The organism is Halarcobacter sp. (assembly GCF_963676935.1).
Lineage (GTDB): Bacteria > Campylobacterota > Campylobacteria > Campylobacterales > Arcobacteraceae > Halarcobacter.
The window spans coordinates 173405-186299 of record NZ_OY781470.1 but is presented as its reverse complement, the minus strand read 5'-3'; the positions used below and the strand labels follow the sequence as shown (position 1 = coordinate 186299).

Below are 12895 nucleotides of genomic sequence, written 5' to 3'. Positions count from 1 at the left end.
TTAGCTCCTTTTATTTTTTGAATTATTTAAATAGTACTCAGCTTTATATTCATCCCAAGTATATATTTTAGTGTCATGAGAAATACTTTGTCTTGCATAGATTTCTGTTTTAGGAACTATATAAAATAGTTTTGGTAAAGTTCCTGCTTCCTCTTTTAGAAAGAAAAATCTCTCTTTTTTTAGAAGTTTCACAAGATCACTATTTTCATCATCTAAATCTCCAAACATTCTAACATTTGTTGGACAAGTAGCTTGACATGCTGTTGTACCAGTCTCTTCTATACGGTGATCACAAAATGTACATTTATCCACAGCAAGTTTTGTATCATCAACAAATCTTGCATCATAAGGACATGCTTCCATACACCCTTTACATAAAATACATTTTTCAGCATCAACTTTTACAATTCCACCTTCTACTATGTGGCTAGCATAGGTTGGACAAACACTTACACATGGTGCATCAATACAATGATTACATTGGGATGGATATAAGTTTACAAAAGGTTTATCAAAAATTGAACCCTCTACAATTCCTACCCAAATTCTTTGTTTATCTGCACCTAATTGTACACCATTTTCCTCTTTACAAGCTGTTTCACATGCTTTACAGTTTATACAGTTTTGATAATCTAATGCCATTGCATAATTCATAACTAAACCTTTCTTACTGAAACTATTGTTTCATGCATTATTGCACTACCAAATACAGGCTCTATATCATCTTCAATTATTTGATTACAACTTGCCCCATTTCTATATCCAAAAGTTAAAGCTTTTGATTGTGCACCAAATCCATGTACATAGAATATTGTTTCAGGTATTATTTTATTTGTAGGAAATGCTTTTAATTTAACAGTTCCAATACTACTTTTAATCTCAACTAAATCACCATGTCGTATTTTTAATTCTTTTGCTTCTTTTTCATTTATCCATACATAGTTTTCAGGCATTAACTCTAACAACATCACATTGTTTTGAGTTGCATTTTGGGTAAATTGAGCATGTCTTCCACAAATAAATTTAAATTTACCCTTTGGAACTTTTTTTACAAGTTCATCTTTCCAAACTGGCATTGGATCAACACCTTTTTTTTCCATATTCCCTAAATAACATTCTATTTTTTTACTAGGTGTTGAAAACAATCTTTTTAACTCTGCTATATCTTTTGGATTAATACAAGTATCAATAGCATCTGAATCTGATTCTTGTTCAAGTTTAACTACTGTATGTAACTTATCTTCATCTTTGTAATATCTAAAACTATTATTATCAAGTTTTTTAAAACTTTCTAAAAACTTAGGATAAAAAACACCTTTTTCTCTTAAAATTTCCCATGCTTTTTCCCCATATTTAGGAACAAACATATCTTTATTAATGTGTTCTTGTGAATGTTGATAAACATCAGCTAGATTAAATCCATTATCTTCATAATATTCTTCAATCTCCTCTTTCGACATCCCATCAATCTCATCTTGAACATCTTCATCATATTTTTTTGTAATTTCCCAAAGTGGTTTTGAGATTTTTTCAGCTAAACCTTTTACTATTTCAAGTATTGGTTTACTCTCGTACATTGGATTAACTACTTTTTTTCTAATTGCAATAGATGGTTCTACTCCAGGGAATGACTTAATTGGATCTTCCCGTTCTAAATATGTACATTCTGGTAAAATAACATCTGCCATCATTGCTGTATCACTTGGCATAGTATCAATTGCAACAACTAAATCCATTTTTTCTAACATCTCTTTTGTTTTTGCAATATTTGGAACAGATAACATTGGATTTTGTTTATATATAAAAAATGCTCTTATTGGATAAGGAGATTTTCCTTCTAAGATTTTATTTCTCCATCCAATCCAAGAACCACTTCCTCCAACGATAGCTGCTACATCTTTTTCAATTCTTCCTTTGGCATTTGCATATAATGGAGCATTTGTTCTATGGGAATCTAAAGGTAGTTTCTTACCAAATACTATTCCACCTTTAATATCAATTCCACCACCAAGAGCTGAAAATATTGCTTGTGCTCGTCTTAACTGAAAATCATTTCCTGCCCAAGTTGAACGTCTTCCTTGATAATATATTGATTGTGGAGCATTTGCCATAAAATCTTCTGCTACTTTTTCAATATCATTTGCTGGGATACCTGTAATTTGTTCTGCCCATTGAGGGGTATAATTACTACTTAATACATGTTCTTTATACTTATCAAAATTAGAGAAGTTATTTTTTACATAAGTTCTATTATATAGTTCATATTTAATTACATGATAGGTTAAGGCTAATACAAAGGCTAAATCTGTACCAGGTTTAATTCCTAAATATGTATCAGCATGTATTGCAGTGTTTGAGAATCTTGGGTCAACTACAATTAGTTTTGCACCTTTACCTCTTGTTCTTTTAAATAAATCCATTGTATCAGGAGTAATAAAAGCCTCTGCTCTATTAGCACCTGCCATAATCACATATTTTGCATTCTCTAAATCTGCTTGTCCATACCCACCAATAGTAAGGGCATAACCAGAAACAGCCGTTTGTATACAAATTGATGCATGATTTACAAAATTTGATGAACCTATTTTATCAGACATAAAAGTTTTAAACGTATGTTCAGCCATACCTTCACCTGCACAATACCCTATACAAGATCTATTATCTTCTTCTTCATCTAATATTTTTTCTAATTTTTTACTTATATATGTATAGGCTTCGTCCCAAGTTACTCTTTTATATTTACCATCCCCTTTTTTTCCTGTTCTTATAAGTGGATATTTTAATCGATCGGGGTCATATAAAGCTTGTATTCCTGCATTTCCTCTAGCACATAACATGTTTCTTGATTTTGGAAAGTGTGGGTTTGGATCTAATTTTGTAACTACTCCATTTTCTACTCTTGCATAAGCTGCACACTTATTTACACACATTTCACACAAGGTTGGAACAAGTTTTGTTTCTTTATCATTTGAAACTTTTGTTGTTCCTAAAGTTTTTTTATCTTCATGCGATTTTGTACTTGATAATGCAGAAGTTGAAGCAGCTATTACAGACAATGCTACTGAACCTTGAAGAAACTTTCTTCTTGAAATTTCAACTTCCATTTTATTCTCCTCTAATATTAATATTTACTTATTTTTTTATATTAATAGAGTAATCTTAACATTTTTTTTTATAAATAATTCTTATTTATGAATGAATATTCATATTTTAATAAGTTTTTCTAATTTTTATAGAGTATTATAAGAAAAAATTATTACTTTTTAGTAACTTTTGGAGGGTATGTAATATTATTGTCAAAAATTATTCCTTGCTCAAATCCTTTATGACATGCTACACAATTTGATTTTTTTTCAACAATATCGTTTTCAAATACCTCTTTAGGTATCTCTTTATGTATCTCTTTCCAATATTTTGTTTTTGTAATAGTATAAGATTTAGAATCATTTATCTCTTTTCTTAAATAATATGCAGATTCTTTTGTAGATTTATCAGCAGAATTTTCAACTAGATAGGAGTTGATTTTCTTAACTAAACTTTTATCTAATTCTAAATCCTCTTCAAAATGATTATTTTGATTATTCATTAATTCTAACCAAGAAGTTGCTGGTAATAAAAAAGGTGGAAACAGATTATGACAATCAGAACATTCGAAGTAAAAATCATAATTCAATTCTTTATAAGAAATTTCTTTAAATTTACTTTTAGTAAAACTATTTTCAGGAACAAAATAAGCATATAGTGCAACAAGCAATACTAATATAATATAAAGTGAACCTAAAAGCTTCATTCTATATGTAGTAGTAATATCCTCACCTTTGGCTTTTTTATACCCACTAACCATAGCCATAACCATATTTGTTTTATGATAGAACTGTTCAATTAATACACCTGATACATGGGCGAAAATCATAACTAATAACAAATATGATAAAAATATATGAATAGAATCTATCAATGCACTTTTTGAAATATAATCTTCATTTAAAAAAGAAAATATACCATTTCCTTCTTGTATTCCATAAAGTAAAAATCCACTTATACAACAAAAAATACCAAACCAAGTTACTAAAAATGCAAACCAAGAAGATGCTGGATTATGTCCAGGTTGTATTGTTCTATATCTATTTTTAATTTTTTCTATAAAATAATATTTCAGATCTTTTAAAGCAAATTCAAAATCACTCCATCTAGCATATTTAGGTCCAATCACACCCCATACAATTTTCATCAAAAGCATACCAAAAACTACGATACCTATTGAGATATGAAGGGTAAGCATCTCTTCATAAAAAGATGTAATAAAACAAGAAAATAAACTTATAACTAAAAGCCAATGACTTATTCTACCAAGGAAAGACCAAACGTATGTTTTATAACTATTATTCATATCAACCTTACATATGACTATTCATTCATAAATATATATTTTTAAAAAGTTTACTTTTTACCTATAATTTTTTTAATCAATAAAATAAAACCTCTTAAAATTGCAATCAATAAATATATTAAAAAAACATATAATAAGGGATGATAAGGCATTGAGTGTGAAAAAAGTGCGTTAAAATGTTCAATAGGATGACTAAGCCAAGATGCATAGTGAAATAGTAAAGAAGTCAATATAAATAACACTAAAAAGATTATACTCTCTTTTTTTAAATTAATCATTTTTTATCCATTTTTAAAGTAAAGGTAAAAACCCTTACTTTTTAGTTTTTGAAGAAATCTCTTCTATATATTTAGCCATCTCTTTTGGAGTATAACTCATACCTTTTTCTTCAATTTTATTTTGATTATGTTCCATCACTTCATGCTCTGTTCCCGAAGACTGGTTTAATCCACCACTTTGAATATCTAATAATTCTGCTTCAAGTTCATGTGCAGTTCTATCATCAAGACCAGGACCTTTTTTAGCAGGATTTCCTTCTGCATTTATACCATGACATTTTGAGCACATTTTTGCATAGATTTCAGCTACAGTATAGTTTGTTTTTCTACTATCTTTTTTATAATACTTAGCTTCAGGGTTAAAAGAGATAAAGATATATTCAGCCATAGATTTAGGCTCATAATTCATACCCTTTTCAATAATTTTTTGCATATTATGTTCCATAACTTCATGTTCTGTTCCAGAAGATTGATTTAATCCTCCACTTTTTAAATCATATAAACTGATTTCAAGCTCATGAGCAGTTTGGTCATTTAATGCTGGTCCTTTTTTAGCAGGATTTCCTTCTGCACTTATTCCATGACATTTCGAACACATTTTTGTATATATTTCAGCATTTGTATAATTCATTTCTGCTGCCGTAGCTTCAAAGGCAAAAAAACATGCTATGAAACCTAATAAAACTGCTTTTTTAACTTGCATTTAAATTCCTTTTTTTAATTACTTAGAGACAGTTACTACAACTGCACCTCTAATATCTCCACTTTTATGTCCATATCCTCTATCGTTTTTATAAACTTCAGAGAATCTCTTTTTAGCTTCTTTATCAACTTTTCTATCTAAACCGTGACATTTTTTACAATCTCTACTGTTCATTTGAATAGGTGAATAAATTTTATAAGTGTTATCATCAACTACTTGAACAATTTGTTCAGGCTCATAAGCATCTGATTTTTGGATTAAATCAAAAGCTTCTAATATTTTTATTTCATTTTTTTCTGGTTTTGCTTTTTTATTTCTGTTATTTAAACTAATTCTTTTAATAGAAATTTTTGAACCATATTTTTCATTTATCTCTTTTTGAATTTTTTTAGAATCATTTATACAAAAATCTGTCATAGCTTTGGTACCACCTGCTCTTTTTGCATTTTTTAACTCTTTTTTTAGTTTTGATTCAAACTCTTTTGTAACTTTAGAAGCTATTTGCTTTACATTTTCTAGAGTTAATTCTTGAGCATTGATAAAAGATAAACTACCAATTAAAATGAAAATTGTTATTGCCGTAAATTGTTTTTTCAAAATAACTTCTCTTATGCTTTTCCTGACAACATTCCATAAACGGTCATTGGTTTAAGTAAATAAACTTTTAATAGCCACCAAATATATCTCTCTTGTGTTGGATCAAGAGGGAAAGATGGAGTTGGTTTCTTAGACCAATCAAACTCTGCTAACATAACTTTTCCAATATCTGTAATTAAAGGACATACAGTATAACCTGCATATTTAGATGCTAATTCTTTTCCTTCCATTGCTGCAATTAAGTTTTCTGCTAAAACTTTATATTGTTTTCTTGCACTTCCTCCAGTTTTTCCCATAGGGATACCAGCAACATCTCCAATACCAAATACATTTGGATATCTTGTGTGTTGTAATGTTTCTTTATTTAATTCTACCCATCCACCTTTTGAAGCACTACCTCTTTGCCATGCTAAACTCGAATTTTTAACAGCATCTGGTGCTCTCATAGGAGGTGTTACATGCATAAAATCATATTCTCTTTGAACTTTTTTACTTACAGGAATCATTTCATATTCTTCTAAATCTTCATCCCATTCACCTTTTTCAAACCATCTTTTTTCAAAAGTTGCTATTTTATTTTCAGTATCAACTTCAATTAGATTGTTTTTATACTCCCAATTCATATTTCTTGCTTCAAATTGTTTAACAATCGCTTCGTGATATTCTGGAACTCCAAACATTTTTGAACCATTTGGATAAAACCACATATCTACATTATCTCTAACTCCTGCTTCATGTAATCTAGCATTTGTTAAATACATAATTTTCTTTGGAGCACCACCACACTTAATTGGAGTATTTGGGTGAGTATATAAAGCTTTTAATTTTTTACCAGATTTTGCTTCAGAGATTAACTCTTGCATACCTTTCCAAGTATTTACAGCACCATCTGCATAATATATTGAATGTAACCCATTTTTACCAACTATTGTTGATACTTTTTCATTTGCTTCAGCAGAATGCCCTACCCCTTCTAAACCTTTGATTTGTCCGTAATCTAAAACCAATCCAGTAGCAACTATTAAGAAGTCATAAGAGATAGTTTCTCCACCTTCTGTTATAACTTTATTTGCCTCTGGATTAAATTCAGCTACTTTATCTTTAATCATTTTTACACCGTTTGGTACGAAATCTTTTGTGTTATATACAATATCTGATTTTTCCCATATTCCCGCAGCTACTAATGTTTGTCCTGGTTGATATGAAACTGAAATAGGATTTGGTTCAATTACTGTAATATCTGGATTTGATAAATCACTAGATAATTTTGCAGCAGTTGCAATTCCAGCTAATCCACCACCAACAATTACAATCTTACCTTTTGCTTCACTTGCATTAGCAACAGTTGCTGCTTGTGCTTCTGTACCATTTCCCATTAAAAATGATGCTGAACCAAGTCCAGCTAGTTTAAGAGCATCCCTTCTTGATATACCCTTCTTTTTAAGTTCTGAATCTAACATATCTAAAGCTTTTTTAAGCTCATTGTTATTAACCATACTAAAGTCCTTTAAAATTGTTTTATATAGATTATCTAATTTTAGATAATACAAAACTTAATTTACACTGAATTAATTAATTATAATTATTAGTTCAGCTTATATATGATTTGGCTAACTGATATTGAATTTTGTCATTAAGATTCAAAAACTCGTATTCATCGTCACACTGTAAGATTTTTGTTTTTGAATTTTTGATTAAATAATTTACTTTATGAATATTATTATTTAACATCTCTTCTATAAATGATAAGCAAGATTTATTAAACACACCACATAAATTATGGGTTTTTTCTGCTTCAGGTATTACAATATCGTAATTTATAGATAAATCAATTATTTTTTTTATTGTTTCAATTTTAACAAAAGGAGTATCAACTGTAATTATAAATATTCTTTCTTCATTTTGTAGTATTTTGAATATAGTTTCTAAAGCAATAATAGGAGAATAAATTTTTTCTTTATCTAAAATTAAATTTTTTTCAAAATCAAATTTATCAGTTTTAGAAGATATATAAATTTTTTTAAAATAAGGTTTTAATCTTTCATATTGGTATTCAGATAAGGTTTTGTAGTTAGAAAAAGGAAGAAGAGCTTTATCTTCTCCCATTCTTGAACTTTTCCCTCCACAAAGAATTACACAAGGTATATCAAAATAGAGTGAAGAGTCCATATTATAAACTTTTAGGGTCTGTAATATATCCTGAAATTGCACTAGCTGCTGCAACTGCACTATTTGCTAAGTAGATTTTTGAGCTTCTTGAACCCATTCTTCCTACAAAGTTTCTATTAGTTGTAGAGATACAAACCTCTTCATCTCCTAAGATCCCCATATATCCACCTAAACATGCTCCACAAGTAGGATTTGAAACAACAGCTCCTGCATCAACCAATGTGTCAATATATCCTAATTTTGTTGCATCTCTAAGAATTTTTTGAGTTCCTGGAGTTAAAATCATTCTAACATGTCTTGCAACTTTTTTACCTTCAAGAATTTCAGCTGCAATTTTAAAGTCACTTAATCTACCATTTGTACATGACCCAATAAATACTTGATCAACTCTAATATTATCTGCAACTGCCTGAGAAACTGAGTGCCCATTATCTGGTAAGAAAGGATATGCAATTACTGGTTCTAAATTAGCAACATCAATTTCAATAATTTTTGTATATTTTGCATCTTCATCAGAATAATGAATTTTTGGCTCAGCTCTTAATCCACCATTTGCTTCTGCAGTTTTATTTAAAAACTCTTCTGTAGTTTCATCATAAGCGAAAATTCCATTTTTTGCACCAGCTTCAATAGCCATATTACAAATAGAGAATCTATCATCCATAGTTAAGTATTGTACTGTATCTCCAGTAAATTCTAAAGCTTGATATAAAGCTCCATCAACACCTAGTTGTCTGATAACTTCAAGGATAATATCTTTTCCTGAAACATATTCACTTGGTTTACCAGTCATTACAACTTTGATTGATTCTGGAACTTTAAACCAGTTTCCACCAGTAATCATCCCAAATGAGATATCAGTACTTCCCATACCAGTAGAAAATGCACCCAATCCACCATGTGTACATGTGTGTGAATCTGCACCAATAATAACATCACCTGGTAAAACTAAACCTTTTTCTGGTAATAAAGCGTGTTCAATTCCCATATCTTTTTCATCAAAGAAATATTTTAAATCATGCTTCATTGCAAAATCCCTTGAGATTTTTGCTTGATTTGCAGATGCAATATCTTTTGCTGGAATAAAGTGATCAAGAACAATTGCAAACCCTTCTGGATTAGCTAATTTTTCAAAACCACCCTCTTCAAATGCTCTAATTGAAATAGGAGTTGTAATATCATTTCCAATAACCATATCAATTGGACTTCTTACAATCTCACCTGCATAAACCTCTTTTCCTACGTGTTCACTAAATATTTTTTCTGTAATTGTTTGACCCATTAATTACTCTCTTAATTTTTAATTTTTCATGGATTATAGCTAAATTTCTTTTAACTACAAATTCTTAATCATTTTGTTTTTTTTCTTGATTAACTTTTTTTGAATCTTTTATTTGTTTATAAATAATTATCACAACAGCTAAATCTATTATCACATCAGCTAAATTAAATATTGCAAATTCAAAACCATAGTGCCAATAAAGATAATCAACAACTCCCCCATAGGTAAATCTATCTAAAATATTAGATAGCCCACCTGCATACAATAAGCCTACAGGGATATAATACTCATAAAAAACCTCTGGATTTTTATATAAATATATTGTTCCAGCTAATACTAAAGCTAACTGAATAAACTTAAGGTACTCAGCTAAAAAAGAAAACATGGAAAATGCTACCCCATAGTTATAAGCTAACTGTAATGACATTATTGGACCTTCTACATTCCAATCAAAATTAGCAAAACCATATTTAATTATCTGATCAACAATAAATATTGATATAAAGATAAAAAATGAAATTTTTATTTTATTTTTCATAAAGATTTTTTAATAAATTTTTCTAATTCTTTCATTGACTTTTCAACCTCTTTTTTATCTTTACCCTCTAAAAGAAGTCTTATTTTGTTTTCTGTCCCTGAATATCTAATTAAATCTCTTATACCTTTTTGCCTAAAACTATTTAGTAATTCTTCTAAACCTTCAATTTGATCTAGTGGTTTTTTTTCTGTAACTTTTACATTAACTAATATTTGAGGATAAAGATCAAAAGGATTTAATATTTCACTAGCTTTTTTCTTACTTCTTAACATCAAAGCTAATACTTGTAAAGCTGAAGCTAAACCATCACCAGTTTTTGCAACATCAGAGAAAATGATATGACCACTTTGTTCCCCTCCAAAATTTATACCATTCTTTTTCATTTGTTCTAATACATGTTTATCACCAACATCAGATCTTAATAATTTAAGTTCATGTGAATTTAAAAAATCTTCTAATGCTTTATTAGACATAACTGTACTAACACAAGCTTCACCTTTTAAAATATTCTCTTCTTTTAAAAATAAAGCTAATGCCCCTAATAGTTTATCTCCATGAACTACATTACCTTGTTCATCAATAACTACAAGCCTATCAGCATCACCATCAAGAGCTATTCCAATATCAGCTCTATACTCTTTAACTAAGTTTCCAACTTGTTCAGGATGCAAAGCTCCACAATTTTCATTTATATTATAACCATTAGGTTCATCATTAATTGTAATTACATCAGCACCTAACTCATCCAATATTGTAGGAGCTACTTTGTATGCTGCACCATTTGCACAATCAAGAACAATTCTAATACTTTTTAATGTTAAATCTTGAGGGAAAGTACTTTTAATTGATACAATATATCTTCCTATAACATCATCTATTCTTTTTGAAGAACCTATGTCTCTTCCCGTTGTTTCCTCTTCTTGTAACAATTCCCTATTTTGAAATATTTTTTCAATCTCTGCTTCACAAGTACTACTTAACTTATCTCCATGATTATCAAAAAATTTAATCCCATTATCTTCAAAGGGGTTATGTGAAGCTGATATCATTATTCCACCATCACATCTCATTGATTCAGTTAAATATGCGATTGCAGGTGTAGGCATAGGTCCTATTTGTATAACATCATAACCAACTGATGTTAAACCACTTACAAGTGCATTTTCAATCATATAACCACTTCTTCTAGTATCTTTTCCAACTAATATCTTATTTGTAGTTGAAAATTTTCTAAAATATATACCAGCTGCTTTTGCTAACTTTAATACTGTAATTGCATCTAAAAAATCGCCCGCTTTTCCACGAACTCCATCAGTTCCAAATAGTTTCATATAATTTCCTACTTTTTTATTAAACTTACCTTATTTTAAACTAACTTTAAAGTTATTTAGATAATATTCTACCCTTAAAAATTTTACAAAGAGGTTAAATTAATATGGCAAATCATAAATCTGCTGAAAAAAGAGCAAGACAAACTAAGGTAAAAACTGAAAGAAACAGATTTTACAAAACTAGAATCAAAAATGTAACAAAAGATGTGTTAGTTGCTATCGAAGCTACTGATAAAGATAAAGCTGCTGAAGCAATGAAAGCTGCTAACAAATATATTCACCACTGTGTTTCAAAAGGTATCCTTAAAAAAGGTAATGCAGCAAGAAAAGTTAGTAGATTACAAGCAAAAGTAAATGCTATATAACTTTAATATTTTATATATTAGTCTATAACATTTAATAAATACAAACAAATATATGCTACAAGATAAACTACAGCCTTTTATAGACAGATATGAAGAGATTAATAATTTATTGATCTCTCCAGACATAACATCTGATATAAAAAAGATGACAGATCTTTCTAAAGAACAATCAAGTATAGAACCAATTGTTAATAAAGCGAAAGAATATAAAAAAGTACTAGAAGATATCGAAGATAACAAACTAATGCTTGAAGATGATGAGTTAGGTGAATTAGCAAAAGAGGAACTAAAAGAGTTAGAATCTCTTAAACCTCAATTAGAAGAAGATATAAAATTCTTAATGATTCCTAAAGATCCTAATGATGAAAAAAATATTTATTTAGAGCTTAGAGCAGGAACAGGTGGGGATGAAGCTGCAATTTTCGTAGGTGACCTTTTTAGAGGTTATTTAAGATATGCAGAAAATAATGGTTGGAAAGTAGAGATCATGAACCAAAGTGAGAGTGAAGCTGGTGGCTATAAAGAGATTGTTGCCTTATTTAAAGGTGACCATGTTTACTCAAAACTAAAGTTTGAAGGTGGTACTCATAGAGTTCAAAGGGTACCTGCAACAGAATCTCAAGGAAGAGTTCATACTTCAGCTATAACTGTTGCAGTAATGCCAGAAGTTGATGATGTTGAGATTGACATAAGCCCAAGCGATCTTAAAATTGATGTAATGAGAGCAAGTGGTAATGGTGGACAATCAGTAAATACTACAGATTCAGCAGTAAGAATCACGCATATTCCAACAGGTATTGTTGTTACAAACCAAGACCAAAAATCTCAGCACAAGAATAAAGATAAAGCTATGAAAGTTTTAAAAGCTAGGCTTTATGATATTCAAATGCAAGAGAAAATGGAAGCAGAGGGTGCTAACAGAAAAGAACAAGTTGGAACTGGTGATAGAAGTGGAAGAATTAGAACATATAATTATCCACAAAATAGAGTTTCAGACCATAGAATAAATTTAACTTTGTATAGACTTGATTATATTATGAATGATGGTCTATTTAATGAAATAATTGACCCACTGATAACAGACTATCAAGCAAAACTAATAGAGGCTAATGGATTATAAAATCCATTGGCATATCTACCTAATCTTAAAAAATAATTTTTCTTGTCATATAATAACAAAGGTTTAAAGTAACCAAAATGTAATTGTTTCCATATATAATTCCATATCTTAATTTTTTACGG

At 29.3% G+C, this 12895-nt stretch carries 13 protein-coding genes; 2 read left to right on the top strand and 11 right to left on the bottom strand.

The annotated features are described in order from the left end of the window. The 11 genes from ACKU4C_RS00920 to glmM form a co-directional block, all read right to left on the bottom strand. Positions 1–654 (bottom strand): 4Fe-4S dicluster domain-containing protein, encoded by a 654-nt coding sequence (locus ACKU4C_RS00920; RefSeq protein ID WP_321313837.1) that lies wholly within the window; start codon positions 652–654, stop codon positions 1–3. A gap of 2 nt (positions 655–656) precedes the next feature. Then, complete coding sequence (locus ACKU4C_RS00915) at positions 657–3104, bottom strand: molybdopterin-dependent oxidoreductase (RefSeq protein ID WP_321313835.1); 2448 nt, start codon at positions 3102–3104, stop codon at positions 657–659. A gap of 152 nt (positions 3105–3256) precedes the next feature. After that, positions 3257–4390 carry a cytochrome b/b6 domain-containing protein gene (locus ACKU4C_RS00910; RefSeq protein WP_321313833.1) on the bottom strand — a complete coding sequence of 378 codons (1134 nt, stop codon included), beginning with the start codon at positions 4388–4390 and terminating at the stop codon, positions 3257–3259. A 50-nt stretch (positions 4391–4440) separates the two neighbouring features. Beyond that, on the bottom strand, positions 4441–4668 hold the full coding sequence (locus ACKU4C_RS00905) for a hypothetical protein (protein WP_321313831.1): 228 nt from the start codon (positions 4666–4668) through the stop codon (positions 4441–4443). Positions 4669–4702: 34 nt separating this feature from the next. After that, positions 4703–5371 carry a c-type cytochrome gene (locus ACKU4C_RS00900; protein ID WP_321313829.1) on the bottom strand — a complete coding sequence of 223 codons (669 nt, stop codon included), beginning with the start codon at positions 5369–5371 and terminating at the stop codon, positions 4703–4705. 18 nt (positions 5372–5389) lie between these two features. Next, complete coding sequence (locus tag ACKU4C_RS00895) at positions 5390–5968, bottom strand: DUF3365 domain-containing protein (RefSeq protein ID WP_321313827.1); 579 nt, start codon at positions 5966–5968, stop codon at positions 5390–5392. 11 nt (positions 5969–5979) lie between these two features. After that, positions 5980–7464 carry an FAD/NAD(P)-binding oxidoreductase gene (locus ACKU4C_RS00890; protein ID WP_321313825.1) on the bottom strand — a complete coding sequence of 495 codons (1485 nt, stop codon included), beginning with the start codon at positions 7462–7464 and terminating at the stop codon, positions 5980–5982. Positions 7465–7558: 94 nt separating this feature from the next. After that, positions 7559–8137, bottom strand: a complete 579-nt coding sequence (mobA, locus tag ACKU4C_RS00885) for a molybdenum cofactor guanylyltransferase MobA (RefSeq protein ID WP_321313823.1) — start codon at positions 8135–8137, stop codon at positions 7559–7561. Between the two features lies 1 nt (position 8138). Then, positions 8139–9419, bottom strand: a complete 1281-nt coding sequence (locus tag ACKU4C_RS00880; protein WP_321313821.1) for a 3-isopropylmalate dehydratase large subunit — start codon at positions 9417–9419, stop codon at positions 8139–8141. 64 nt (positions 9420–9483) lie between these two features. After that, positions 9484–9957 carry a signal peptidase II gene (lspA, locus tag ACKU4C_RS00875; RefSeq protein WP_321313819.1) on the bottom strand — a complete coding sequence of 158 codons (474 nt, stop codon included), beginning with the start codon at positions 9955–9957 and terminating at the stop codon, positions 9484–9486. Continuing rightward, a complete protein-coding gene (gene glmM / locus ACKU4C_RS00870) occupies positions 9954–11288 on the bottom strand; it encodes a phosphoglucosamine mutase (RefSeq protein WP_321313817.1) in 1335 nt (444 codons plus the stop codon). The genes lspA and glmM overlap by 4 nt, the downstream gene beginning before the upstream one ends. A 104-nt stretch (positions 11289–11392) precedes the next feature. Here glmM and rpsT point away from each other — a divergent pair, with 104 nt between their 5' ends. Continuing rightward, positions 11393–11653, top strand: coding sequence for a 30S ribosomal protein S20 (gene rpsT / locus ACKU4C_RS00865; protein ID WP_321313815.1), 261 nt, complete (start codon positions 11393–11395; stop codon positions 11651–11653). 52 nt (positions 11654–11705) lie between these two features. Further along, entirely contained in the window at positions 11706–12773 is a 1068-nt protein-coding gene (gene prfA / locus ACKU4C_RS00860; RefSeq protein WP_321313813.1) for a peptide chain release factor 1, read from the top strand. The last annotated feature ends 122 nt before the right edge of the window (positions 12774–12895 follow it).

What these genes read in the sequence shown, in the direction of transcription:
- rpsT (WP_321313815.1), top strand. Translation starts at nt 11,393, where the DNA reads ATGGCAAATCATAAATCTGCTGAAAAAAGAGCAAGACAAACTAAGGTA.
- prfA (WP_321313813.1), top strand. Translation starts at nt 11,706, where the DNA reads ATGCTACAAGATAAACTACAGCCTTTTATAGACAGATATGAAGAGATT.
- ACKU4C_RS00900 (WP_321313829.1), bottom strand. Translation starts at nt 5,371, where the DNA reads ATGCAAGTTAAAAAAGCAGTTTTATTAGGTTTCATAGCATGTTTTTTT.
- ACKU4C_RS00890 (WP_321313825.1), bottom strand. Translation starts at nt 7,464, where the DNA reads ATGGTTAATAACAATGAGCTTAAAAAAGCTTTAGATATGTTAGATTCA.
- ACKU4C_RS00905 (WP_321313831.1), bottom strand. Translation starts at nt 4,668, where the DNA reads ATGATTAATTTAAAAAAAGAGAGTATAATCTTTTTAGTGTTATTTATA.
- glmM (WP_321313817.1), bottom strand. Translation starts at nt 11,288, where the DNA reads ATGAAACTATTTGGAACTGATGGAGTTCGTGGAAAAGCGGGCGATTTT.
- ACKU4C_RS00880 (WP_321313821.1), bottom strand. Translation starts at nt 9,419, where the DNA reads ATGGGTCAAACAATTACAGAAAAAATATTTAGTGAACACGTAGGAAAA.
- ACKU4C_RS00910 (WP_321313833.1), bottom strand. Translation starts at nt 4,390, where the DNA reads ATGAATAATAGTTATAAAACATACGTTTGGTCTTTCCTTGGTAGAATA.
- lspA (WP_321313819.1), bottom strand. Translation starts at nt 9,957, where the DNA reads ATGAAAAATAAAATAAAAATTTCATTTTTTATCTTTATATCAATATTT.
- ACKU4C_RS00915 (WP_321313835.1), bottom strand. Translation starts at nt 3,104, where the DNA reads ATGGAAGTTGAAATTTCAAGAAGAAAGTTTCTTCAAGGTTCAGTAGCA.
- ACKU4C_RS00920 (WP_321313837.1), bottom strand. Translation starts at nt 654, where the DNA reads ATGAATTATGCAATGGCATTAGATTATCAAAACTGTATAAACTGTAAA.
- mobA (WP_321313823.1), bottom strand. Translation starts at nt 8,137, where the DNA reads ATGGACTCTTCACTCTATTTTGATATACCTTGTGTAATTCTTTGTGGA.